This is a genomic window from Xanthobacter tagetidis (genome assembly GCF_003667445.1).
GTDB classification, from domain to species: domain Bacteria; phylum Pseudomonadota; class Alphaproteobacteria; order Rhizobiales; family Xanthobacteraceae; genus Xanthobacter; species Xanthobacter tagetidis.
The window spans coordinates 13,447-37,392 of sequence record NZ_RCTF01000027.1 but is presented as its reverse complement, the minus strand read 5'-3'; the positions used below and the strand labels follow the sequence as shown (position 1 = coordinate 37,392).

The window sequence follows — 23,946 nt, the reverse complement described above, 5'->3', positions numbered from 1 at the left end:
CACCGGCGCGGCGCTCGCCGACACCCTCGCCGCCGCTGGCGTGCCCGCGTCGCTGGTCGATGCCGGCGGGCGCCGCGCGGTGCGCATCGCCGACGGGCCGGCGCTTGGGCGCGAGCGCGGCTCGCTTCAGGCGCCGCCCGCGCCCTGGCTCGCGGCGGCGCTGCTCGCATTCCGCAGGAGGCGCCCGTGAGCCTGCCCCTCGACAGCCCGGCCTTGGCGCTGCGCGCCGCGATCCATGGGGCGCTCGCCGCCGATGCGCCGCTCGCCGCTTTGCTCGGCGGCGCCAAGGTGTTCGACGTGCCGCCGAAGGAGGCCGATTTCCCCTTCGTCGCGCTCGGCGAGGCGGTGGTGGCCGACTGGTCCACCGCCACCGAGCGCGGCACCGAGCATGCGCTGACCCTGCACGCCTTCTCCCGCTCCGGCGGGCGGGCGGAGGCGATGGCCATCGCCGCGGCGGTGCAGGAGGCGCTGCACGACATGCCGCTGGCGCTCGCCGCCCACCGCCTCGCCAACCTGCGTGCCACCACGGCCGAGGTGGTGCGCGATCCGGACGGGCGGACCTTCCACGCTCTGGTGCGGTTCCGTGCCGTCACCGAGCCGCTCTGAACCCTTGCTTGGAGACATCCCATGGCCGCGCAGAAGGGCAAGGACCTTCTCCTCAAGATGCATGACGGCGCCGCGCTGGTGACGGTGGCGGGCCTGCGCTCGCGCCAGATCGCCTTCAACGCCCAGAGCGTCGACGTGACCCATGCCGAATCCGCCGGCCAGTGGCGCGAGCTGCTGGCCGGGGCGGGGGTGCGGCGCGCCGCGGTCACCGGCTCCGGCGTGTTCAAGGATGCCGCCTCCGACGCTCTGGTGCGGGCGGCGTTCTTCTCGGGCGCGATCCCCGAATGCCAGGTGGTGATCCCGGATTTCGGCACCGTCACCGGCCCGTTCCAGGTGACGGCGCTGGAGATCGGCGCCGAGCACGACCGCGAGGTCACCTTCGACCTCACCTTGGAGAGCGCCGGTGCGCTCGCCTTCGCCGCGCTCTGAGGGCGACGCCATGGCCAATCCGCGACGCGGCGAGATCGAGGCGGTGCTCGACGGGCGCCCGCGCACTCTGGTGCTGACGCTCGGCGCGCTCGCCGAGCTGGAGGCCGCCTTCGGCGCCGACGACCTGATGGCGCTGGCCGCCCGCTTCTCGCAGGGCCGGCTCGGCGCGCGCGATGCCGCGCGCATCATCCGCGCCGGGCTGAGCGGCGCCGGCGAGCGCGTGAGCCTGGAGGCGGTGGAGGCCATGCGCGCGGAGGGCGGCGCCGCCGGCTTCGCGCGCATCGTCTGCGACCTGCTCCAGGCCACCTTCGGCGAGGGGGAAAACCCTCCGCCGCCGCAGGAGGGATGACGCCGCCGCCCGGCGCGCCCGCGCCCTTCCCCTGGGAGGAGGCCATGGGCGCCGGGCTCGGCCTCCTGCGGCTGCCCGCCGACCAGTTCTGGCGCCTGACGCCGCGCGAGCTGGCCGCCGCGCTCGGAGCGCTCGCGCCGAAGCGCGCCGCGCCGCTGCCGCGCGCCCGGCTCGATGCGCTGATGGCGCGCTTTCCCGACGGCGCCGAGAGGAGGCAAACGTGACCGAGAGCGTCGACATCGAACTGTCCGTCGACACCCGCAAGGCGATCGAGGCGCTGGGCGCGGCCGAGGTGTCGGCGCGCGGCTTCGCCAGCGCCCTGGCGGGCGCCTTCACCGGCGTCGCGCTGAAGGGCAAGGACCTCGGCACGGTGCTGGAGCAGCTCGCCCAGCGCCTCGCGGGCCTCGCGCTGACCGCGGCGCTGAAGCCGCTGGAGCAGGGGCTCACGGGCCTTCTCTCCGGCGCGGTCGGCGGGCTGGGCTTCGCCGATGGCGGGGTGATCCAGCAGGGGCAGGTGAAGCCGTTCGCGCGCGGCGGCGTGGTGGCGGCTCCGACCTATTTTCCGCTCGCCTCCGGCCTCGGCCTGATGGGCGAGAAGGGGGCCGAGGCGATCCTGCCGCTGTCGCGCGGCGCGGACGGCACGCTCGGCGTGCGCAGCGCGGAAGGCGGCGCGCGCGCCAGCGTGACGGTGAACATCGCGACGCCGGACCTCGCCGGCTTCCGCCGCTCGGACGCCTATCTCTCCGGTCTCGTGGCGCGGGCCGTGGCGCGCGGCCAGCGCGGCGCGTGAGCGGCGCGGGTGTTCAGCGGGCCTGGCGCCAAGGGTCGTTCGCGGCGGTCGGCGGGCTTTTGTTGTCGGTGGCGCCCGATGGCGCGGCGGGTGCCGGCGCGGTAGCGCCGGACGTGCCGGTGGGCGTGCTGCCGGCGCCGGGATTGCTGCTGAGATTGCCGCCCGTATAGGCGTCGAACCGCACCGCGCCGCCCGCCTTCACGCAGCTGTCGCTGCCAGGCATCTTCTGGAAGCCGGGGCCGAACGCGGCGCACGGATTGGACTGCGCCCTTGCCGCGCCCGCACCGGCCGCGATCGCGGCGAGCGCCATCAGCGCGGCCGCCGTGAGCGGGGCGCATGCGCGCGCGAGCGGCCGCGGGGCGAAGCCGGCGCGGACGGACGGAGAAGACATGCAGCGTGGCGCCATGGCCGTTCGGTCCCAGCATGGGTGACGGGGATGAGACCGGCGAAATCTAGCGCCGCAAATTTTCGGCACAAGCTGTCGTAACGTCCGCCCCATGGCGGGACGCGCGGCGCGGTGCTGAGGGGGAGCCGATTGCGCGTCTGGTCCTGGGCGCGGGCAGGCGCCCCAGCATCCGGCGCAGCCGGTGATCCGGCACGGCGATTTCGCGGATGGTGAAGCGCGACGCGGCACCGCCGTGCAGGGCGATCTCATGCACGGGGATCGCCCGAGCGGCGACGGCCCGCAGGCACGACACGGCAAGGATCACGATACGGCAGGGATAAGGAAGAAGGCTTCGGGACGGGCCACGTCGACGCGGCATCGCTGATGCCGCGTCGTCGACGAAATGCCGAACGTGACTCGGGCCCAACAGGACCTGCCAAGCGCACCGACAGGACGCGCCTCCGAAGCAATCCGTCCTCGGAGGAAAGGCATCTTCGGATGGCGGCGTCTTCAGGGGAGGGGGCCTTGCAGCGAGCCGTCCCGCGGAAGAGGCGCCTCAATCCGCGCCATCGCCGGGCTCGCGAGCAACCCCGGCAAGATGAGGGCGTGTCCCGGTCCAGTCCCGCGCTGCGCGCGGCCTCGGAGCGGGTCTGCGTGCGTGAGGCGGCCCCTTGAGCGGGGCCGCGCTCACTTCTTCTTGGCCGGAGCCTTGGCCGCGGGCTTCTTCTCCGCTGCCGGCTTGGCGGCAGCCTTGGGAGCCGCGGCCTTCTTCTCGGCAGCAGGCTTGGCGGCGGCGGGCTTCGCAGCAGCGGGCTTGGCAGCCGCCTTGGGGGCAGCGGCAGGCTTGGCAGCGGCCTTGGGGGCAGCCGGCTTCTCCGCGGCCTTCTTCTCGGCGGCGGGCTTGGCGGCCTTCGCAGCCGCCGGCTTGGCGGCGGCCTTCGGGGCCGCGGCCTTCTTCTCCGCAGCGGGCTTCGCCGCGGCCTTGGCAGGTGCCTTCGCAGCCGCCTTTGCAGGGGCCGCCTTCTTCTCGGCGGGCTTCGCCTCCGCGGTCTTCGCGGGCGCCTTCGCGGCGGCCTTCGTGGCGGGCTTCTTCTCCACCGCAGGGGCCTTCGCGGGGGCCTTGGCCGGCGCCTTCTTCTCGGCGGCGGCGGCGGGCTTCTTCGCGGGCTTCGTAGCCATGCTTTCGCTCCATCCTCATCGAGGAAATGAAAGTCAAGGCGCGCGATTAGACTATGTCAAGCGGCTTTTTATTGATTTGCCTTAAGAATTGGGGATTGGAGGCCTCTCATGGGCGGTTTTCACGAGGTTCTCTTCCCGATCGACGTCGCGCTGGGCGCTTCGGGCGGTCCGGAGCGCGTGACGGAGGTGGTCACGACCGCCTCCGGACGCGAGGAGCGCAACACGCGGCAGGCTGATTCGCGGCGCCGGTGGGATGCCGGATTCGGCGTCCGCACGCTCGCCGCGCTGAGCCAGGTGGTGGCCTTCTTCGAGGAGCGCCGCGGGCGCCTTTACGGCTTCCGCTGGCGCGACCGTCTCGATCATTCCTCCGGCCTTCCGGGGGCCGCGCCGAGCGCCCTCGACCAGCTCCTCGGCATCGGCGACGGCACGCGCCGCGCCTTCCCCCTGGCGAAGACCTACGGCCTGCTCCACGCGCCCTATGCGCGGCCGATCTCCAAGCCCGTGGCGGGCAGCGTCAGGGTCGCGGTGGATGGCATCGAGGCGGCGGCCGAAGCCTTCTCCGCGAACGCGTCGAGCGGCCTCGTCACGTTCGCGGAAGGGGCCGCGCCGGGTGTCGGCGCCGCGGTCACCGCGGGCTTCCTGTTCGACGTGCCGGTGCGCTTCGACACCGACTTCCTGGAGGTCAACCTCTCGGCCTTCGCGGCCGGCGACATCCCGCGCATCCCCGTCATCGAAATCAGGCCGTGAGGGCGCCATGAGAGAGCTTCCCGACGCGCTCGCCGCCCGCCTCGCCACGGGCGTCACCACCTTGTGCCACGCCATCCGCATCACCTGCCGCGACGGCGGGGTTCTGGGCCTCACCGACCACGACCGCGACCTCGTGGTGGACGGCACGCTCATGCGCGCGGCCGGCGGAATGCGCGCCAGCGAGAGCACGCTCGCGCAGGGCCTCGCCGTCACCGGCGCCGAGCTGTCCGGCGCGCTGTCGTCCGACGCGCTCGACGCGGACGACCTCGCCGCCGGCCGCTATGACGGCGCGTGCGTCGATCTGCTGCTGGCGGACTGGTCCGCACCCGAGATCTTCCACGTCCTGCGCCGCGGCACCATCGGCGAGGTGCGCTGCGCGGACGGCGTCTTCACCGCCGAGGTGCGCTCGCCCGCCGACGCGCTCGGCGAGGCGCGCGGGCGGCTTTATTCCTCGCGCTGCGACGCGGCCTTGGGCGACGCGCGCTGCGGCGTCGACCTCGGCGCGCCGGCCCATTCCGCGCTTGCCACGGTCGCGAGCGCGGACGGATCGCGGCTGGTGCTCGACGGCCTGTCCGGCTTTGCGGCGGGGACGTTCGCGCGCGGCCGCTTCGCCTTCACGTCAGGCGCCAATGCGGGCTTCGCCAGCGAGGTGAAGTCGCATCTCCTGGAGGGCGCCGCCGCGGTGGTGCGCCTGTGGCAGCGTCCGCCCTTCGCGGTCTCTGAGGGGGACGCGGCGCGCCTCACGGCGGGGTGCGACAAGGCCTTCGCCACCTGCCGCGACCGCTTCGCCAACGCGCTCAACTTCCGCGGCTTTCCGCACATGCCGGGCAACGACTTCGTCATCACCGTCGCGGTGCCGGGCGAGGGCGGCTATGACGGCGGGCTCCTGTCGTGAGCGCGCCGTTCCGCCGCGCCGACATCCTCGCCGAGGCGCGGGCCTGGCTCGGCACGCCCTACCGCCACCGCGCCTCGGTGAAGGGCGAGGGCGCCGACTGCCTGGGCCTCGTGCGCGGTGTGTGGCGCGCGCTCCTCGGCCCGGAGCCCGAGCCGCTGCCGCCCTATGCACCCGACTGGGCGGAAGCCGGCAAGCGCGAGACGCTCGCCGACACCGCCTTCCGCCGCCTTGTCGCGGTGCCGCTGGATGAGGCGCGGCCGGGCGACGTGCTGCTGTTCCGCTTCCGCCCCCATTTGCCGGCGAAGCACGCGGCGCTGCTCTCCGCCGGGGCGGTGGGCGGGGGCGGGATGATGATCCACGCGTATGACGGCGCCGCGGTGTGCGAGAGCCATCTCGGCCGCTGGTGGTCCCGCCGCTGTGCCTTCGCCTTCGCCTTTCCTGGCGTGGCGGACTGACTTTTCCCCGGACGCATGGAGCGCAGCGGAATGCGAGCCGGGGTCCAGCGCAAGAATCCGCCGAAGGCGCTTCGATATCGAGGGTGCTGAGATTGTGCCCGCTGCGCGGAAGTTTTGCGCTGGGTCCCGGCTCTCCTCCCGCTGCGCTTCGCTCCGCTCCCGTCGGCCGGGACACGAGGGCGGGATGCTGCCGCTGCGCCCGCCGTTCGCGCCCCCTCTCCCGCGTGCGGGAAATGGCTTTGCGGCCCCTCGCGCGGCGGTTCCCCGGACGCACGCAGCGCCAGCGGAATGCGAGCCGGGGTCCAGCGCAAGACTCCCGCGCAGCGGGGCAAAACCTGAGGACGCCGGGTTTCAGCAGCGCCTTCGGCGGTCTCTTGCGCTGGGTCCCGGCTCTCCTCCCGCGGCGCTTCGCGCCGCTCCCGTCGGCCGGGACGCGCGGGCGGGAGCCCATCGTTGCCTCCGCCGTTCGCGCCTCCTCTTCGACCAACTCCAAGGACACCACCCCATGGCGACCCTGCTCCTCGGCGCGGCCGGCTCACTGATCGGCGGCGCGCTCTTCGGACCGCTCGGGGCGGTGGCCGGGCGGGCGCTCGGGGCGCTCGGCGGCGCGGCGCTCGACCAGACGCTGCTCGGCGGCGCGCGCACGCCGAAGGCCGAGGGGCCGCGCTTGTCCGACCTCGACGTGATGGCCTCCACCGAGGGCGCGCCGGTCGCCCGGCTCTACGGCCGCGCGCGCCTGCCCGGTCAGGTGATCTGGGCGACGAAGCTGCGCGAGATCCGCCGCGAGGAGACCCAGAGCGTCGCCGGCAAGGGCGGCTCGCTGGCGCCCAAGGCCACGACCTACACCTATTATGCCAATTTCGCCGTCGCCTTCTGCGAGGGGCCGGTGGCGCGCATCGGCCGCATCTGGGCCGACGGCAAGCCGCTGGACGAGCGGCGCCTGTCCATCCGCACCCATCTCGGCGCCGAGGATCAGGCCCCCGACGCCTGGGTCGCCGCCAGGCAGGGCGACACGGGAACGCCGGCCTATCGCGGCGTCGCCTATCTCGTGTTCCAGAACCTGGAGCTGACCGATTTCGGCAACCGCATTCCGCAGATCACCGCCGAGGTTGAGCGCCCGGTGGGGGCGCTTGAGAAGGACATCCGCGCCGTCACCCTGATCCCCGGCGCCACCGAGTTCGGCTACGACCCGCTCACCGTGCGCCAGCAGGTGGGGGACGGGGTGTTCCTGCCCGAGTCGCGCCACGTCACCACCCACCAGAGCGACTTCGAGGCGGCGCTGGAGCAGATGTTGTGCGCCTGCCCCAATCTCGAACGGGTGAGCCTCGTCGTCTCCTGGTTCGGCGACGATCTGCGCGCCGGCGCCTGCACCGTGCGGCCGAAGAGCGAACGCGCCGTCAAGACCACCACGCCGGTGGCCTGGGCGGTGGGCGGCGACACCCGCCTCAGCGTCTCCGCCGTCTCGCGCTTCGAGGGCCGGGCGGCCTATGGCGGCACGCCCGCGGACGGCAGCGTGCTGCGCGCCATCCGCCGGATGAAGCAGGAGGGCATCAAGGTCACGCTCAACCCGTTCGTGATGATGGACATCCCCGCCGGCAACGCGCGGCCCGACCCGTGGACCGGCGCCGCCAGCCAGCCCGCCCATCCCTGGCGCGGCCGCATCGTCTGCGATCCCGCGCCGGGCCGCGAGGGCTCGGCGGACGGAACGAGCGCCTGCGCCACGCAGGTGGGGGCGCTGTTTGGGGCGGCGCAGGCGCACCACTTCACCCGCCTCGGCGACCTCGTGCTCTATTCCGGCCCGGCGGAATGGTCGCTGCGCCGCATGGCGCTGCATTATGCCCATCTTGCCGTGGCGGCGGGCGGCGTGGAGGCGATCCTCATCGGCTCCGAGTTCGAGGCGCTCACCCGTCTACGCGACCACACCGGCGCCTTTCCGGCGGCGGAGGCGCTGGCCGACCTCGCGGCCGAGGTGAAGGCCGTGGTGAGCGCCGGCACCAAGGTGTCCTACGCCGCCAATTGGAGCGAATATGGCGCCCAGGTGTTCGACGGCGGCGACGTGCGGTTTCCGCTCGATGCGGTGTGGGCCTCGCCCGCCGTGGACTTCGTCGGCATCGACTATTACCCGCCCATGTCGGACTGGCGCGAGGGCTCGGCCCATCTCGACGCGGCGCTCGCCCGCTCGCCCCACGAGGTGGCCTATCTGAAGGGCAATCTGCGCGCCGGCGAGGGCTACGACTGGTACTATGCGGACGAGGCCGCGCGCCTCGCCCAGGACCGCACGCCGATCACCGACGGCGCCCATGGCGAGCCATGGGTGTTCCGCCAGAAGGACATCTGGTCGTTCTGGGCCAGCGCGCATTTCGCGCGCACCGGCGGTGTGCGGCATGCGGAGCCGACCGCCTTTGTGCCGGGCGCCAAGCCCATCCGCCTCATGGAGGCCGGCTGCCCGGCGGTGGACAAGGGGCCGAACCGCCCCAGCGTCTTCCCGGACGAGAAGTCGTCCGAGAACGCGCTGCCGCCCTTCTCCACCGGTGCGCGCGACGACCTCGTCCAGCGCCGGGCGCTCGCCGCGATCCTCTCAACTTTCGAGCCGGCGGCGGGCGCGAGCCTCGCCGACAATCCCGCCGCCACGCTCTACGAGGGACGGATGGTGGAGGCGGGCTGCATCTTTCTGTGGACCTTCGACGCGCGGCCCTATCCCCAGTTCCCGCTGGCGCGCGGCGTGTGGGCGGACGGCGACAACTGGCGCACCGGCCACTGGCTCAATGGCCGCCTCGGCGGTGCGCCGCTGGACGGCCTCGTCGGCGCCCTGTGCGCGGACTACGGGATCGGCGGCATCGACGCCTCGACCCTCTCCGGGGCGGTGGACGGCTATGTGGTGGAGCGCCCCATGAGCGCGCGCGCCGCCATCGAGCCGCTTGCCCGCGCCTTCGGCTTTGACGCGGCGGAGCAGGGGAACGGCATCGCCTTCCGCCCGCGCGGGCGCGCCGCGCCGGTGGCGCTCGACGCGGCCGATCTGGTGCGCGGCGAGGACGGGCCGCTGGTGGCCTTCACCCGCATGCAGGAGAGCGAGGTGCCGTGCGCGGTGCGCCTCGGCTTCGTCGACGCGCACCGCGACTATCGCCGCGTGAGCATCGCCTCGCGGCGGCTGGTGGGCGGCAGCCGGCACGAGGTGGAGGCGGACCTCGCCGTGGTGGCCGAGACCGCCACCATGGCGCGCGCCGCCGACGTCTGGCTGCAGGACCTGTGGGCCGGCCGCGAGAGCGCCGCTTTCACCCTGCCGCCCTCGAACCTCGCTCTGGTGCCGGGCGACCTGGTGCGCCTCGCCCTCGACGGCCGGGAGCGCCTGCTTGAAATCACGCGCGTGGAGGAGGCGGGCGCGCGCGCCGTGACCGCCCGGAGCATCGACCCGGACGTGTTCGACGCCGCGCTGCCGCCGGCGGAGGAAGGCACGGTGGTGCTGCCGCCGCCCTCCGGGCCGCCCGCGGTGGCGCTCATCGCCTTGCCCTCGGAGGGTGCCGCCGAGCCGGTGCCGCTGCAATATCTCGCCGCCGCCGCCGATCCCTGGCCGGGCACGCTTGCGGTGTGGCGCTCGGGCGATGGGGCGAGCTTCGAGGCCGTCGCCGCGCTGACCTCGCCGGCGCTGTTCGCCACCCTGATCGATCCGCTGCCGCCCGGCCCCCTCTGGCGCTTCGACCGCTTCGCCCAGGTGCGCGTCGCGGCCGCCGACTTGGTCTCGGCGAGCGAGGCGCAGGTGCTCGGCGGCGCGAACCTGTTCGCCCTCATGGCCGAGGGGCGCGACTGCGAGGTGATCCAGTTCGCGGAGGCCGAACTGCTGGAGGCCGGCGTGTTCCGCCTGTCCACGCTGCTGCGTGGGCGGGCCGGCACCGAACTGGCTGGCGCCGCGCCTTGGCCCGCCGGCACCCGTCTCGTGAAGCTCGACGGGCGCGTGGAGCCGGTGGCCTTGGGCCTCTCGTTGCTGGGGCGCGCCTTCATCTATCGCGTAGGCGCGGCGCGCGGCGACCAGGGCGACGAGGAGGTGAGCGAGATCGCCGGCACGGTAGAGGGCACGGCACTGCGCCCGCTCTTCCCTGTGCATGCGCAGGCGCGCCGCACGCCCGAGGGCGTGATGCTCTCCTTCATCCGCCGCACCCGCACCGAGGGCGACGGCTGGGAGCAGATGGAGGTGCCGCTGGGCGAGACGCGCGAGGCCTACCGCGTGGAGATTCGCGACGGGGCGGCGGTGGTGCGTGCGTTCGAGACCGCCGCCCCATCAGTGCTCTATCCCGCCGCGGACGAATGGGCCGATTTCGGCGCCCCGCAGGCGGTGCTCACGGTGCGCATGGCCCAGCTCTCCGATGCCGTGGGCGCGGGCGCAGCGCGCGTCATGAGCCTGCCGGTCCGCTGACCTTCCCATCCCTCTCAAGCGAGGATCGCCCATGGCGTCCGACAGCACGGCCAACCTGGCGCTGCCCTATCTCGCGGCGGCGCAGGCGCAGAAGCATGTGACCCACAACGAGGCCCTGCGCCGCCTCGACGCCTTCGTGCACCTGGTGCTCGAAAGCGTCACCACGCCGGCGCCGCCCGGCGTGCCGGCGGAGGGCGCGCGCTGGTTCGTGCCGGCGGGTGCGAGCGGCGCCTTTGCCGGGCACGCGGGCGAGATCGCCGCGTATGAGGCGGGCGCCTTCGACTTCCTGCCGATCGCGCCCGGCTTCCTCGCCTTCGTGAAGGACGAGCGCCGGCTGGCGCTGTTCGACGGCGGCGCCTTCGTCTCGCCGCTCGCCGCGAGCGCCCACCGCGCCGCCATCGAGGCGTGGGTGCTGGAGGAGGATGTCGCGCTCGCCGGCGCCTTCGTGGAGAGCACCATCGCCATCCCCGACCGCGCCATCGTGCTGGGCGTGACCACGCGCACGCTCACGGCGGTCACCGGCGCCGCCTCCTATGACTGCGGCATCGCCGGGGAGGCGTCGAAGTTCGGCGGTTCGCTCGGCGCGGCGGCGGGCTCGACCAATGCCGGCGTCATCGGCCCCACCGCCTTCTATGCGCCGACGCCGGTGCGCCTCACCGCCAATGGCGGCGCCTTCACCGGCGGCGTCGTGCGGCTCGCCATCCATCTGCTCGCCTGCCCGGTGGCCGGCGCCTGAACCCCAGTCCGAGGAGCCTTCCATGCCCTACGATCCCGCCCGCGACCCCATGCGCGGCCACGCCGCCTCGCTCACTTCGCCCACCCGGCGGCTCGCCGCGGTGACGCCCGCCGACGGGGCCGATCTTCCCACCTACGCCAAGGCATTGTGGGCCTTCGTGCCCGAGGACGTGGCCGGCGGCGTCGGCACGGTGCGCATCACGCCCGTGGGGGCGGGCGACGGGGAGAGCGTGGACGTGCTCGCTCTGCCGGGCCTTCAGCCCTTGCCGCCCTGCCAGGTGCGCCGGGTGTGGGCCACCGGCACCTCGGCGGGGGTGCATGTCTACGCTTTGGTCGAGGGCTGAGGCGGGCCTGCTCCGCGCCGTCCCGTCCGCCTGCCCCGAGGGAGTCGTTCCATGATCCATATGTCCACCCTTCGCGCTGCCGCCGTGTCGTGCCGGTGCCGGCCTGCAGTCGGTGCAGGGAGGGTCGCGTGATGCCCCGCCTGGGCCCGGGGCTGGGGCTCGACGCGGCCACCGCCCGGCGCAGGTCCGTCTTCTTCCGCGACGCCGCCCACCGCCTCGACGGCGTCGCCCCGGCGCTCGCGGCCGATTTCGCCCGCGGGCGATACGCGCTGGCCGGCGCGCTGGTGCCGCTCTCATCGATCATCACCATCTCGTCCGGTGCCAAACGGGTGTCCGACGCCGCCGGCGCACTGGTCACCGTTCCGGCCAACATGCCGGCCTTTGCCCGGCGCAGCGGGCGCCCGCGCCTCCTGATCGAGGGGCCGACGACCAATCTCGCGCTCGACTCCGCCGCAATCCATGGGTGGCTGGCGACAGGGGCACACAGCCCGACGCGGACGGGCAATGTAGCCCTCGCCCCGGACGGCACCATGGCGGCGGCGCGGCTCGATTATCCCGCCGGGTCGGGCACCGCTTTCGGTAGCGTGTACCGGCTCATCACCTCGCCGGCAGCGAGCCCCGCCTATGCCTTTTCGGTCTGGCTGCGCGGGGCGCTCGGCGGCGAGACGATCTATCTCACGTGGACGAAATCGTCATCGGTGCACCAGACGATCGCCTGCACGCTGACAAGCCAGTGGCAACGCTTTGTGCTTGTGTCGACGCTCGATACCAGCGGCGCCAACTACATCAACATCGGCCGCGATGGGCGGGCGGGCAATGCCGACACGCCTGCGCAGACGATCTATGCCTGGGGAGCCCAGATCGAGGCGGGCGACATCGCGACCTCCTACGTCCCGACGACCGCCGCGGCGGCCTCGCGGATCGCCGACGTGGTGCAGCTCACGACAGGTGCGGCGGCGACATTGCAGGGCGCGGCGGCCTCGCTGGCGTGGCGCGGGCGGGGGCGGTCGGCGGTGGCGTCGCAGCCGCTCGTCGGCCTGCCCTCTGGATATGCGCTGCTGCGCGGCGGCACGGCGCCGGCGGAACTGCGCCTCGACGGATCGAGCGCGGCGGCGCTCTCCCTCGGCTCGGTGCTGCCGGGCGAGATCGGCGCGGCCGTGGGCTGGGACGGTGCGGGCCGCGCCGGCGCGGTGAACGGCGCCGCCGCGTCGGCCGACGCCGCGGGGCTCGACCGCGCGCGCACCGGCATCTTCCTCGGCGGCGCAGCCGGCATGCCGGCGGGCTGCGCGCTAGAGATCGATGAACTCGTGGCGTGGGCAACGCGTGGCTCCGGCGCGGCGCTCACCGGGCAGGCGAGGGGGTGGGCATGAGCGAGACGATCTTCAGCACGACGATCTTCCTGCGCTTCCCCGACCGGGAGACGGCCCGCGCGGCCTTCGCGCTGTATGGCTCCGGCACCGCCGAGGGGCCGGACGGCGCGCCGGTCTGGCCGTCCTGCGGCACCTATGAGGGTTACCGCTACGACATCGCCGTCGTGGGCGCGGACGGGACGATCTTCCGCCCCACCGGCGCGACCATCGAGGCCGATCCGGATCTCGGCCCCATGCCGGTGCTGGAGCCGGTCGCGGGCTTCCATGTCAACGTGCTGTGGCAGGGGCCGGCCGAACTGATCCCGGACTTCGGTGCGGCGCGGGTCCATCCCGTCACGCCGGAATGCGTGTTCGCCTGATCCCGGCCGACGCGGGGAAAACGATCGGCCGGCCTCGGGTGCGGGGTGCCCTCGGTCGGCCGATCGCTCCTGACCGGCATTGTTGGTGCCGTCCCCCTTTTAGCGCGGCCCCGGCCGGCGCCGCTTCCCCCATTCGAGGGATGGAGACCGTCGCAGCGCGCAGGCGTCGCGGCGCATTCCCCTGCGTTTTAGGACGAGGCCACTTCCATGCGCGACAATTTCAAGCCCGCTTTGGCCGCCGTGCTGGTGCACGAGGGCGGCTACTTCAACCACCCCCGCGACCCCGGCGGCCCGACCATGAAGGGCATCATCAAGCGGGTCTATGACGACTACCGCCGCTCCAAGGGCCTGCCTACGCGTGACGTGCGGCAGCTTGAGGAGAGCGAGCTTCAGGAGATCTACCGCCGGCGCTACTGGGACCTGATCCAGGGCGACAAGCTGCCCGCCGGCATCGACTACGTGGTGTTCGACGGCGCCGTGAATTCCGGCCCGGCCCAGGCCACCAAGTGGCTGCAGCGTGCGCTCGGCATCGCGGCGGACGGCGTGCTCGGCCCGGCGACGCTCGCCGCGCTGGAGCGTGGGGAGGACCACGACGCGGTCATCGCCGATATCCAGGCCCGCCGGCTCGCCATGCTGAAGAACCTCAAGACCTGGGACGTGTTCGGCAAGGGATGGGGCCGCCGCGTCGCCGAGGCGAAGCAGCTCGGGCAGGCCATCGCCTCCGGCTCGGTGCACCTGCCGATGCCCACGGCCACGGCTTGCGGCAAGGCCTATGCCTCGTCCGCCAAGTCGCCTCCGCCGAAGGCCATCGGCGATGCGCTGGCCTCCGGCGGCACGGTCTCCACCGGCATCGGCGTCGCCATGGACGCGCTGGTGCCGGTGGCCGACAAGAGCGCGATGGCCGCGACCATCCTCACCATCCTGATGGTGGCGGGCGCTCTGGTGGCCGTGCTGGGCTACGTCTATCGCGAATGGGCGAAGGCCAAGGCGGCCGAGATCATGGACGCCCTCGACCTCAAGGCGCCTGACTTCGGAAGCACGGCCGAGCCGGCCGAGGCGGTGCCGGCATGAGCGCGCTTGTTGCTCTCCTCTCCGCCAAGTGGGTGGCGGCGCTCGGCCTCGGATGGGCGCTGCCGGCCGCGGCGGCGGCCGTGAGCCTCGTTGCCACGCTGCTGTGCGGCGGGGACTGGTGGCTCGCGCTGATCGTCTCGGCCGGGGCCGCCGGCTTCGTGGCGCTCTGGTCGGCGCTCGGCCTCAAGCCGGCCTTGGCCTGGCTCGCCGGCGCCGCGGCCCTCGCCATCCATCATCTCGGCGTGCGCAAGGGCGCCGATCAACAGGCCACAAGGGAGCGGGCCAATGCAGACCGTGCCGTCCAGCAGGCGGAGCGCGCGCGCGCTGACGCTGATCGCCGCAATTCTGACCCTGAGCGCCTGCGCGACGACGACGGGTTCCGGCGGGACTGACGTGTTCTGCCGCGCGGCGAAGCCGGTGCGGTGGTCCGTCAGGGACAGCGACGACACCATACGTCAGGCCAAGGCTCACAACGCCGTCGGGCGCAGGCTCTGCCGCTGGTGAGCGCGCGGCCGGGGCGGAATGGCGCCGCTCCGTCCAACTGGCTGCGCAGCGGGACGCTGACATTGCGGCTCCGCTCTGGCATTCTGCCCGAACAATCGTTTTTCGCGTTGTTTCCGAGGTCGATCGCAACCTTTTCGCGTCCCGTTCGAATCTGGAGGGTCCGTGCGCCTGCTCGTCATCGAGGACGATCCCGATCTGAATCGCCAGCTCGTCGAGGCCCTGGCCGACGCGGGCTATGCGGTGGATCGCGCCTTCGACGGCGAGGAGGGCCACTATCTGGGCGAGAGCGAGCCCTATGACGCGGTGGTGCTTGACATCGGCCTGCCGAAGATGGACGGCCTCTCGGTGCTGGAGAGCTGGCGGCGCGCGGGCAAGACCATGCCGGTGCTCATGCTCACCGCCCGCGACCGCTGGAGCGACAAGGTGCAGGGCTTCGATTCCGGCGCCGACGACTATGTGGCCAAGCCCTTCCACATGGAGGAGGTGCTGGCCCGCCTCAGGGCGCTCCTGCGCCGCGCCACCGGCCACGCCTCCAGCGAGCTGACCTGCGGTCCGGTGCGGCTCGACACCCGGTCCGGCCGGGTCTCGGTGGGCGGCAACCCGGTCAAGCTCACCTCGCATGAATACCGGCTCCTGTCCTATCTGATGCACCATTCCGGCCGGGTGGTGTCCCGCGCGGAACTGGTGGAGCATCTTTACGATCAGGATTTCGATCGCGATTCCAACACGATAGAGGTATTTGTGGGGCGCCTGCGCAAGAAGCTCGACTGCGAGGTGATCCAGACCGTGCGCGGCCTGGGCTATCTCCTGGTAGCCGCCGATGAGGTGTGAGCCGCCGCGGTGCCGGGTCGACGCGGGGGCGGCTGCCGGATGACCGATGAACCGAATCCCGGCTCACTCGCCGTCCGCCTCATGCTCTCCGCCATCGCCATCATGCTGGTGGTGCTGACCCTGGTGGGCCTCGTTCTCTCCAGCCTCTACCGAGATGCCGCCGAGCGCTCGTTCGACCGTAGGCTGGACATCTATCTCAAGACCATCGTCGCCGAGCTGGCCAATGCCGCGCCGGGCCAGATGCCCCAGCCGCAGGCGATGGCTGACCCGCTGTTCCTGTTCCCCAATTCCGGCTGGTACTGGCAGGTGGCCCAGGCCGGCGGCGGGCCGGACCACCGCACTTCGCCCTCGCTGCCGTCCGGCATGCTCCCGATCCTCTCCGAGTTGGGCGTCGAGGCGCCGCCCGGCCGCATGCGCCAGGGCTATGCCCAAGGGCCGCTGGGCGAAACCCTGCGCGTGGTCGAGCGCGACCTCGACCTCGGCAAGGACGAGCGCTTCGTGGTCTCGGTGGCGGCGGTGTCGTCCGAGCTGGAGGAGGAGATCGCCGCCTTCAACCTCGTCCTGGTGGGGACGCTGGTGGTGCTCGCCATCGCCTTCCTGTTGGTGGTGCTGATCCAGGTGCGCTATGGCCTGCGGCCGCTCAAGCGCATCTCGCAGGCGCTCGCGGCGGTGCGCTCCGGCAAGACCGAGCGCCTCGACGGCGCCTATCCGGAGGAAATCGCGCCGCTGGTGCGGGAAGTGAACATGCTGGTGGACGCCAACCGCGAGATCGTCGAGCGCGCGCGCACCCATGTGGGCAACCTCGCCCATGCGCTGAAGACCCCGCTGTCCGTGCTCATGAACGAGGCCGGCACGCGCGACGATCCGCTCGCCGTGCTGGTGCGCGACCAGGCCGGCGTGATGCGCGACCAGGTGACGCACCACCTGGAGCGGGCCCGCATGGCGGCGCGCGTCTCGCTGGTCGCGGGCCTGTGCGACGTGACGCCGGTGGTGACCTCGCTCGCCCGCACCATGGAGAAGATCAACCGCGCGCGCGACATCGCCATCGACGTGAAGGTGGTGGACGACGTGCGCTTCCGGGGCGAGCGGCAGGACATCGAGGAGATGGTGGGCAACCTCATCGACAATGCCTGCAAGTGGGCCAGCACCCGCGTCGAGGTGGAGGTCTGCATCGGCCGCGGCCGCACCGCCTCCGACCGCGTGTACTTCCACGTCATCATCGACGATGACGGGCCGGGCCTCGATCCGGCGCGGCGGGCGGAGGTGGGGCGCCGCGGGCGCCGCCTCGACGAATCGAAGCCCGGTACCGGGCTCGGCCTGTCCATCGTCCATGAGCTTGCCACCCTCTATGGCGGCCGCTTCGACCTCGGCGCCGCCCCCATCGGCGGCCTGCGGTGCGAACTGGTGCTGCCCGCCGCCTGAGGCGGGCTTTGGCCGCGCCGCCGCCCTCCCGCGCTTTTCCCTCCCCACTGCGCGCCGATCAGGCGCCCTGGCCTTTGTGCGACGGCCTTCCCACCGGCCGCACGAGGCCTTATGAACGAAGGGTCGGCCTGCGGGCGATCTCAGCCCCCGGCCGGTTTCGTCCGTCTCAAGGCTCGTCCGTCTGAAGGCTCGTCCGCCCCATGGTCCTGCGTCCGGTCGCTTTGTCTGGTCCGCTTGCCGCGCTCGCGCTCTCCGCGCTGGTGGTGGGCTGCGCCACCACGCCCGGCGGCGGCCTCGGCACCTCGGCCTCGAACGTCGCGCTGCCCATGGCGCCGGTGATGAGCGGCGCGGTCTCCGGCGGCCTCATCGGTGGCACGGTGGGCAACGGGCTCGCCCCGGTCGACCGCCAGCGCGCCTACGAGGCGGAAATCGCGGCGCTGGAGACCGGCGGGCCGGGCTATCCCATCGGCTGGAAGGGCGATGACGGCGCGCGCGGCACAGTGATCGCCGGACCGGCTTATGTGCGCCCGGGCTACAAGAGCTGCCGCGACTATTCCCACACCATCTATATCGACAACCGCCCGCAGATCGCCCGCGGTGCCGCCTGCCTCACCGAGGCGGGGGTCTGGACCTCGGTGGTCACGAGCTGAGGCGGAGGGGCGGAGCCGCGTCCCGCGGCGCCCGAGCGCCGAGACTTCGCCCGCTGCCGGCGATACTACCCCCAGCGCGCATCCTCGACGCGCTGAGCTTCAGCGCAGCCAAGTCGTCATGGCCGGGCTTGTCCCGGCCATCCACGCCCCGCGGCGGGCAGCTGACTTAAGGGCAGAGCAAGCGGGGCCGCGTGGATGCCCGGGACAAGCCCGGGCATGACATGAGGCGGGGGCGCGAAGCCGCCCCTCAGGCGGCCTTGTGCCTGCCCATCATCTCCACGAACCGGGTGAAGAGATAGTGGCTGTCGCGCGGGCCGGGGCTCGCCTCGGGGTGGTACTGCACCGAGAACACCGGCTTGTCCGACAAGGCGATGCCGGCATTGGAGCCGTCGAACAGCGAGACGTGGGTCTCCACCGCGTTCGCCGGCAGGCTCTCGCGGTCCACGGCGAAGCCGTGGTTCATGGAGGTGATCTCCACCTTGCCGGTGGTGAGGTCCTTCACCGGGTGATTCGCGCCGTGGTGGCCCTGGTGCATCTTCACAGTGCGCCCGCCGACCGCGAGGCCGATCATCTGGTGGCCGAGGCAGATGCCGAAGGTGGGCACGCCCTCATCGATCAGCGCGCGGATCACCGGCACCGCATAGTCGCCGGTCGCCGCCGGGTCGCCCGGACCGTTGGAGAGGAACACGCCGTCCGGCCGGAGCGCCAGGATGTCCTGCGCCGGCGTGGTGGCGGGCACCACCGTGACCTTGCACCCGGCATCCACCAGCAGGCGCAGGATGTTGCGCTTCACGCCGTAGTCGACGGCCACCACGTGGAATGCCCCGTCGTCCTTGCGGCCATAGCCGGTACCCCATTCCCAGGGCGTCTCGTCCCAGCCGTAGCGCTGGGGCGCGGTGACGCCGGGCACGAGGTCCATGCCTTCGAGCCCAGGCCACTGGCGCGCCTCGGCCTTCAGCGCCTCGATGTCGAACACGCCGTCGGCGCGGTGGGCGATGACCGCGTTGGGCATGCCCTTGTCGCGGATCAGCGCCGTCAGCGCGCGGGTGTCGATACCGGTGATGCCGGGAATGCCGCGCGCCTTCAGCCACTGGTCCAGATGGCGCGTCGCGCGGTAGTTCGATGGCTGGGTGACGTCGGTGCGCAGCACCACGCCGCGCACGCCCGACGAGGCGGCCATGGAGACCGTCTCGATATCCTCTTCGTTGGTCCCCACATTGCCGATGTGCGGGAAGGTGAAGGTGATGATCTGCCCGGCATAGGAGGGATCGGTGAGGATCTCCTCATAGCCGGTGATGGCGGTGTTGAAGCACACCTCGCCGGCCAGCTGGCTCTCCGCGCCGATGCCGTGGCCATAGAGCACGGTGCCGTCGGCGAGCACCAGCACGGCCGTAGGGGTGGGCTCCGCCCAGCCGGAATGGACTTGTTCAAGGGTCATGGGACGCTTACATAGTCATCGGCCGACGCGGGGTCAAAGGGATGTGCGATGGGCGCAGTGCGCCGGATAGCGAGGCATCCCGGTCCCGCCCGTGCGGCCCCACGAGCTTGGGAGAGGTCGAAAGCGCGGCACGTGCCGCAGGCGGGGCCGGCTGACGCCATGGCCCAACCGGCCGGGAGCGGCGTTCCGCACAGCCGCGGCCTTGCAGGAGTTGCTTTCTCCGCACATCCCGATGCCGGCCCGATCCATTCCAATACGACAGAGGTTTCCACGTGCTTCGTGACGACATCAACGCGGCGCTGAAAGAGGCGCTCAAGGCGCAGGACAAGCGGCGCACCTCCACGCTGCGCCTCATCAACGCGGCCCTGAAGGACCGCGACATCGAGCAGCGCGGCCACGGCAAGGACCCCTTGACCGACGACGAACTGCGCGCGCTGCTCGCCAAGATGATCAAGCAGCGCGACGAGAGCGCGCGCATCTATGACGAGGGTGGCCGCCCCGAGCTCGCCGCGCAGGAGCGCGAGGAGATCGGCTACATCAAGGCCTTCCTCCCGGCCCAGATGTCCGAGGCCGAGACCCGGGCCGAGATCGCCAAGGTGATCGCCGAGATCGGCGCCGCCGGCATCAAGGACATGGGCCGCACCATGGCAGTGCTGAAGGAGCGCTTCGCTGGCGCCATCGACTTCGGCAAGGCCTCGCAATGGGTCAAGGAGCAGCTCACCGCAGGGTGAGCCGCTCCCCGGTCCGCCTTTGGCCCGCCGCCGTCAGCGGCGGGTCCAGATGCTCTTGTCGACGCCCTCGGTGAGGTCCGGCATTTCGGAAGCGAGGAACATGGGTTCTTCGCCCGCCTTGCGCTTCTTCAGGTAGTCCCGCGTCAGCCGCGCGACCACGCCCGAGAGGAGCACGATGGCGACCAGGTTGATGGAGGCCATCAGCCCCATCGAGGCGTCCGCCGCATTGAACACGGTGGAGACGCTCTGCAGCGATCCCCATACCACCATGGCGAGGAGAGCGAGCCGCAGCACCATGATGCCGGCGGTATGGCCGTGGCCGAGGAACACCAGCGCGCCTTCGGCATAGGAATAGTTGCCGATGATCGAGGTGAAGGCGAAGAAGAAGATCGCCACCGCCACGAAATAGCGCCCGGCCCAGCCGATATGCACCTCCAGCGCCGCCTGGGTGAGCTGGGTGCCGGTGAGCCCGGTGTTCTGCTGGAACACGCCCGAGAGCAGGATCAGCAGAGCGGTGGCGGTGCAGATGACGATGGTGTCGATGAACACGCCGAGCGACTGCACGAAGCCCTGGCTCACCGGATGGTGCGGGTCCGGCGTCGCCACCGCCGCGATGTTCGGGGCGCTGCCCATGCCCGCCTCGTTGGAGAACAGGCCGCGCTTGACGCCGTTGAGCATGGCCGCGGCCACCGAGCCCGCCACGCCCCCCACCGCCGGCTCCAGGCCGAAGGCGCTGCGCACGATCAAGGAGAGCATGCCGGGCACCTCGCCGATGTTCACGACGAGGGCGTAGAGCGCAAGGCCCACATAGCCGGCGGCCATGAACGGCACCACGATCTCGGCGGTGCGCGCGATGGCGGCGATGCCGCCGAAGATGATGACGCCCGACAGCGCCGCCACGGCGAGCCCGGTGGCGAGCTTCGGCAGGCCGAATGCGCCTTCCATGGCATCGGCGATGGAATTGGCCTGCACCGCATTGAACACCAGGCCGAACGACAGGATGAGGCAGACCGAGAAGATTGCGCCGGCCCACGGCGCCTTCAGGCCGGCGGAGATGTAGAAGGCCGGTCCGCCGCGATAGCGCCCCTGGTCGTCCTTCACCTTGTAGAGCTGGGCGAGCGTGCTCTCGGCGAATGCGGTGGCCATGCCGACGCAGGCCACCATCCACATCCAGAAGATGGCGCCGGGGCCGCCCAGCACCATCGCCACGGCGACGCCGGCGATGTTGCCGGTGCCGACGCGGGAGGCGAGCGAGGTACACAGCGCCTGGAACGGGGTGATGCCGGACTTGTCGGTGTCGTCCGCCCGCAGCACCGAGCGCAGCATCTCGGGGAAGTGGACGACTTGGATGAACCGGAGCCGGAGCGTGAAATAGATGCCGATGGCGAGGAGCCCGTAGATCAGCACGTAGCCCCAGAACACGGTGTTCAGGAAGTCGATGATCGCGTCCATGGCACCCCAGCCCGGATAGGTTGAAATCACAAGCTAGAGCCCGGCTTACGCCGGGTCCACTGGGAAAGCGGGCGCGTGGCGCGGGTGAAAGCTGGGGCGTGGGCTGTGGATTGCGGGGACGCTTGCGGCCCTGCGCTCACGCTCCGTCGGTGCCGGAGCGCGGGGCGGCGGCATCCATGAAGGCGCGCAGCACGGCATTGATGCGCTTCTGGTAGCCGGGGCCGGAGGCCTTGAAGAAGGCGAGCACGTCCTCATCGAGGCGGATGGAGATGGGCGCCTTCTTCGGCGGCACCACCACGGTGGCGGTCCAGCCCTCAAGGTCCAGCAACCCTTCCCAGTCGGGATCGGAGCGCGCGGCGGCCTCGACCTCCTCCGCGGTCATGGCACGCAGGCGTGCCCAGTCGGTTTCAGAGGGAAGCTGCGACAGGTCAGCGGCCGAATAGCGCGCGATAGTCCCGCTCTTCCCTGCCTCGGGCGCGTCGGGCCGAGATGATGCGGACCGCTTCGCCGCGCCAGGTGTGGACGATCGCGACGAGGAGGCCGTTGATCTCGACGATGCCGACATGGCGCTTCTCCTCTCCGCGTGACGAATCGTAGGTCAATTGAGGGCTCGTCCCGAGAGCCTGGGCCGCATCCCTGAAGTCGATGCCGTGCTTTCCGAGGTTCGAGCGGCGCTTCGCCTCGTCCCACTCGAAGACGGCCGTGCCCCAGTCCATCGCCCCGCCCCCGCCATAGTCGGGGCAGACTAGTCACACCGCAATGCGAATGCACGCCAGGATTGCGTTTCGGGCGAGTGGGTGTCCGCATTACAGATGTATATACAAGCGTCCTTTGTCAATCCCCGCGTCGCGGCGTGCTAGACTGGTGCCATGCGCTTCCCCCCCTCGTTCCTCGACGAGATTCGTGCCCGCCTCCCGGTGTCGGAGGTGGTGGGCCGGCGCGTGAAGCTGAAGAAGCAGGGGCGCGAGTTCGCCGGCCTCTCGCCGTTCAATGCGGAGAAGACGCCGTCCTTCTTCGTGAATGACCAGAAGGGCTTCTACCACTGCTTCTCGTCCGGCAAGCACGGCGACGTGTTCGACTTCCTGATGGAGACGGAAGGCCTGCCGTTCGGCGAGGCGGTGGAGCGGCTCGCCTCCATGGCCGGCCTCCAGGTGCCTCAGGCAAGCCCCGAGGCGGCCGCGAAGGAAGAGCGCCGGCGCACCCTGCACGAGGTGATGGAACTGGCGGCACGCCATTTCGAGGCCACGCTTCAGACCCGCCTGGGGGCCAAGGCGCGCGGCTATCTTGCCGATCGCGGGCTCGGCCCGCTGACGCAGCAGCGCTTCCGCCTTGGCTATGCGAGCGCCGACCGCTTCCACCTGAAGGAGGCACTGGGCAAGCTCGGCGTCTCCACCGAGGACATGGTGGAGACCGGCCTGCTGATCTCAGGCGACGACATCCCCGTGCCCTACGACCGCTTCCGCGACCGGGTGATGTTCCCGATCACCGACATGAAGGGGCGCGTGGTGGCGTTCGGCGGGCGGGCGCTGGAGAAAGACGTTCCCGCCAAGTACCTCAATTCCCCCGAGACCACGCTCTTCCACAAGGGGTCGCTGCTCTATAACGGCTTCTCCGCCCGCGCCGCCGCCCAGAAGAGCGGGCGCGTCATCGCCGTGGAAGGCTATGTGGACGTGATCGCCATGGTGGAGGCCGGGTTCGGCGCCACCGTCGCCCCGCTCGGCACCGCGCTCACGGAGGAGCAACTGCAGCTCCTCTGGCGCATGGCCGACGAGCCCGTGCTGCTGTTCGACGGCGACAAGGCTGGCCGCAAGGCCGCCCACCGGGCCATCGACCTCGCTCTGCCGCACCTGAAGGCCGGGCGCAGCCTCTCCTTCGCCACGCTGCCCGAAGGGCAGGACCCGGACGACCTGATCCGCCGCTCCGGCCCCGATGCCATGGCCGACGTGCTGGCCCAGGCGCGGCCGCTCGCCGCCGAGCTTTGGGCGCGCGAGAGTGAGCAGGCCTCGCTCGACACCCCCGAGCGCCGCGCCGGCCTTGAGGCGCGGCTCAAGGAGGTGGTGGCGGTCATCGCCGACGAGACCGTGCGCAAGCACTACGGACAGGAGCTTTCGGAGCGGTTCCGCGCGCTGATCGCGCCCGCCGCCGGGGCCGCCCGGCAAGGCGGGTTCCAGCGGCGCGACGGCGGCAGGGGCGGGCGCTTTGCCCCGCGCGAGGCGCCGCTGGTGCCGCGCGGCGGGGAGATCGCCAAGAGCGCCCTGGTGCGCGGGCCGATGGCGGCCATGCCGCGCAACGAGGCGTTGCTGCTGTTCTGCCTCATCAACCACTCGTTCTTGCTGGACGAGGCTTCGGAGGATGTGGCGGGCCTGCCGCTGGCCAATCCCGATGCCGACCGCCTGCGCCGCCTGCTCCTGGAGGCCCATCTCGAAGGCCTCGACGACGAGGCCCTGTCGGCCCGCCTCGGACAGGCGGACATTGAGGCGCTGGCGCAGCGGGTGCGGGCCCTCGCCAATCCCCGGCACGACTGGCCAGCTTATAGTGATACCGCTCCCAGCGATGTTCGGCTCTGGTGGCACCAGCGCACGGCCTTGCATCGCAAGGCTCACGCGCTATCTAGGGAACTGAGGGAGGCCGAGCGCAGCTTGGGGGACGACCCCAGCGAGCAGAATTTCGCTTGGCTCCGCGACGTGCGCGAGCGCCTTTCGGCGATCGACGGCACGGAAGCATTGGTGGAGGGGTTCGGCGCTTCTTCGGGCCGCGCGTCGGCGCGCTCGGTGTGAAGCCGTCCTCCGGATAGTC

The 23,946-nt window shown here is 71.8% G+C and carries 27 protein-coding genes; 21 read left to right on the top strand and 6 right to left on the bottom strand.

The window, feature by feature from the left end; all coding sequences use genetic code 11:
- The 6 genes from D9R14_RS23225 to D9R14_RS21785 all read left to right on the top strand — a co-directional run.
- On the top strand, nt 1–190 hold a 190-nt coding region (locus D9R14_RS23225), incomplete at its 5' end, for a hypothetical protein (protein ID WP_170168705.1).
- Nucleotides 187–606 carry a DUF3168 domain-containing protein gene (locus tag D9R14_RS21805; RefSeq protein WP_121625616.1) on the top strand — a complete coding sequence of 140 codons (420 nt, stop codon included), beginning with the start codon at nt 187–189 and terminating at the stop codon, nt 604–606. The genes D9R14_RS23225 and D9R14_RS21805, both read left to right, overlap by 4 nt.
- A gap of 21 nt (nt 607–627) precedes the next feature.
- Nucleotides 628–1,035, top strand: a complete 408-nt coding sequence (locus D9R14_RS21800) for a phage major tail protein, TP901-1 family (protein ID WP_121625614.1) — start codon at nt 628–630, stop codon at nt 1,033–1,035.
- Nucleotides 1,036–1,045: 10 nt separating this feature from the next.
- Entirely contained in the window at nt 1,046–1,384 is a 339-nt protein-coding gene (locus D9R14_RS21795) for a gene transfer agent family protein (RefSeq protein ID WP_121625620.1), read from the top strand.
- Nucleotides 1,381–1,608, top strand: coding sequence for a rcc01693 family protein (locus tag D9R14_RS21790; RefSeq protein ID WP_121625612.1), 228 nt, complete (start codon nt 1,381–1,383; stop codon nt 1,606–1,608). Before D9R14_RS21795 ends, D9R14_RS21790 begins: the two co-directional genes overlap by 4 nt.
- Entirely contained in the window at nt 1,605–2,174 is a 570-nt protein-coding gene (locus D9R14_RS21785) for a phage tail tape measure protein (RefSeq protein WP_121625610.1), read from the top strand. The genes D9R14_RS21790 and D9R14_RS21785 overlap by 4 nt, the downstream gene beginning before the upstream one ends.
- A 13-nt stretch (nt 2,175–2,187) precedes the next feature.
- Here D9R14_RS21785 and D9R14_RS23220 read toward each other — a convergent pair whose 3' ends face one another.
- Together D9R14_RS23220 and D9R14_RS21775 are read right to left on the bottom strand one after the other, a co-directional pair.
- Nucleotides 2,188–2,484, bottom strand: coding sequence for a porin (locus D9R14_RS23220; protein WP_170168704.1), 297 nt, complete (start codon nt 2,482–2,484; stop codon nt 2,188–2,190).
- 762 nt (nt 2,485–3,246) lie between these two features.
- Nucleotides 3,247–3,738, bottom strand: coding sequence for a hypothetical protein (locus D9R14_RS21775; RefSeq protein WP_184759514.1), 492 nt, complete (start codon nt 3,736–3,738; stop codon nt 3,247–3,249).
- 108 nt (nt 3,739–3,846) lie between these two features.
- Between D9R14_RS21775 and D9R14_RS21770 the strand changes: the two genes are divergently transcribed.
- The 13 genes from D9R14_RS21770 (at nt 3,847) to D9R14_RS21710 (ending at nt 17,529) form a co-directional block, all read left to right on the top strand.
- Entirely contained in the window at nt 3,847–4,485 is a 639-nt protein-coding gene (locus D9R14_RS21770) for a DUF2460 domain-containing protein (RefSeq protein WP_121625606.1), read from the top strand.
- 7 nt (nt 4,486–4,492) lie between these two features.
- Nucleotides 4,493–5,380, top strand: coding sequence for a phage/gene transfer agent baseplate hub protein (locus D9R14_RS21765; RefSeq protein ID WP_121625604.1), 888 nt, complete (start codon nt 4,493–4,495; stop codon nt 5,378–5,380).
- Nucleotides 5,377–5,835 carry an NlpC/P60 family protein gene (locus tag D9R14_RS21760; protein WP_121625602.1) on the top strand — a complete coding sequence of 153 codons (459 nt, stop codon included), beginning with the start codon at nt 5,377–5,379 and terminating at the stop codon, nt 5,833–5,835. The genes D9R14_RS21765 and D9R14_RS21760 overlap by 4 nt, the downstream gene beginning before the upstream one ends.
- A 505-nt stretch (nt 5,836–6,340) precedes the next feature.
- Nucleotides 6,341–10,243, top strand: a complete 3,903-nt coding sequence (locus D9R14_RS21755) for a baseplate multidomain protein megatron (protein ID WP_121625600.1) — start codon at nt 6,341–6,343, stop codon at nt 10,241–10,243.
- Between the two features lie 31 nt (nt 10,244–10,274).
- Entirely contained in the window at nt 10,275–10,979 is a 705-nt protein-coding gene (locus tag D9R14_RS21750; protein ID WP_121625598.1) for a DUF2793 domain-containing protein, read from the top strand.
- Nucleotides 10,980–11,001: 22 nt separating this feature from the next.
- A complete protein-coding gene (locus D9R14_RS21745; protein WP_121625596.1) occupies nt 11,002–11,322 on the top strand; it encodes a spike base protein, RCAP_Rcc01079 family in 321 nt (106 codons plus the stop codon).
- A gap of 131 nt (nt 11,323–11,453) precedes the next feature.
- On the top strand, nt 11,454–12,692 hold the full coding sequence (locus D9R14_RS21740; RefSeq protein WP_121625595.1) for a phage head spike fiber domain-containing protein: 1,239 nt from the start codon (nt 11,454–11,456) through the stop codon (nt 12,690–12,692).
- Nucleotides 12,689–13,051, top strand: a complete 363-nt coding sequence (locus tag D9R14_RS21735) for a hypothetical protein (protein ID WP_121625593.1) — start codon at nt 12,689–12,691, stop codon at nt 13,049–13,051. The genes D9R14_RS21740 and D9R14_RS21735 overlap by 4 nt, the downstream gene beginning before the upstream one ends.
- A 207-nt stretch (nt 13,052–13,258) precedes the next feature.
- Nucleotides 13,259–14,122 (top strand): glycoside hydrolase family 108 protein, encoded by an 864-nt coding sequence (locus D9R14_RS21730; RefSeq protein WP_121625591.1) that lies wholly within the window; start codon nt 13,259–13,261, stop codon nt 14,120–14,122.
- Nucleotides 14,119–14,514, top strand: a complete 396-nt coding sequence (locus tag D9R14_RS21725) for a hypothetical protein (protein ID WP_121625589.1) — start codon at nt 14,119–14,121, stop codon at nt 14,512–14,514. The genes D9R14_RS21730 and D9R14_RS21725 overlap by 4 nt, the downstream gene beginning before the upstream one ends.
- Before the next feature lie 274 nt (nt 14,515–14,788).
- Entirely contained in the window at nt 14,789–15,457 is a 669-nt protein-coding gene (locus tag D9R14_RS21720; protein ID WP_121625587.1) for a response regulator transcription factor, read from the top strand.
- A 39-nt stretch (nt 15,458–15,496) separates the two neighbouring features.
- Nucleotides 15,497–16,879: an ATP-binding protein gene (locus D9R14_RS21715; protein ID WP_121625585.1), complete on the top strand. Its 1,383-nt coding sequence runs from the start codon at nt 15,497–15,499 to the stop codon at nt 16,877–16,879.
- 200 nt (nt 16,880–17,079) lie between these two features.
- Nucleotides 17,080–17,529 carry a hypothetical protein gene (locus D9R14_RS21710; RefSeq protein ID WP_121625583.1) on the top strand — a complete coding sequence of 150 codons (450 nt, stop codon included), beginning with the start codon at nt 17,080–17,082 and terminating at the stop codon, nt 17,527–17,529.
- 247 nt (nt 17,530–17,776) lie between these two features.
- On the opposite strand, the gene carA is transcribed toward D9R14_RS21710, so the two are convergent.
- Entirely contained in the window at nt 17,777–18,967 is a 1,191-nt protein-coding gene (carA, locus tag D9R14_RS21705; protein ID WP_121625581.1) for a glutamine-hydrolyzing carbamoyl-phosphate synthase small subunit, read from the bottom strand.
- A 272-nt stretch (nt 18,968–19,239) separates the two neighbouring features.
- On the opposite strand from carA, the gene D9R14_RS21700 reads away from it, so the two are divergent.
- Nucleotides 19,240–19,698, top strand: a complete 459-nt coding sequence (locus tag D9R14_RS21700; protein WP_121625579.1) for a GatB/YqeY domain-containing protein — start codon at nt 19,240–19,242, stop codon at nt 19,696–19,698.
- A 33-nt stretch (nt 19,699–19,731) separates the two neighbouring features.
- Here D9R14_RS21700 and D9R14_RS21695 read toward each other — a convergent pair whose 3' ends face one another.
- The 3 genes from D9R14_RS21695 to D9R14_RS21685 all read right to left on the bottom strand — a co-directional run bounded on the left by D9R14_RS21695 (nt 19,732) and on the right by D9R14_RS21685 (nt 21,866).
- Nucleotides 19,732–21,150 carry an alanine/glycine:cation symporter family protein gene (locus tag D9R14_RS21695; RefSeq protein ID WP_121625577.1) on the bottom strand — a complete coding sequence of 473 codons (1,419 nt, stop codon included), beginning with the start codon at nt 21,148–21,150 and terminating at the stop codon, nt 19,732–19,734.
- 136 nt (nt 21,151–21,286) lie between these two features.
- On the bottom strand, nt 21,287–21,532 hold the full coding sequence (locus tag D9R14_RS21690) for a BrnA antitoxin family protein (protein WP_121625575.1): 246 nt from the start codon (nt 21,530–21,532) through the stop codon (nt 21,287–21,289).
- Nucleotides 21,533–21,578: 46 nt separating this feature from the next.
- Nucleotides 21,579–21,866, bottom strand: coding sequence for a BrnT family toxin (locus D9R14_RS21685; protein WP_121625573.1), 288 nt, complete (start codon nt 21,864–21,866; stop codon nt 21,579–21,581).
- 153 nt (nt 21,867–22,019) lie between these two features.
- Here D9R14_RS21685 and dnaG point away from each other — a divergent pair, with 153 nt between their 5' ends.
- Entirely contained in the window at nt 22,020–23,927 is a 1,908-nt protein-coding gene (gene dnaG, locus D9R14_RS21680) for a DNA primase (RefSeq protein WP_121625571.1), read from the top strand.
- Nucleotides 23,928–23,946 lie beyond the last annotated feature (19 nt).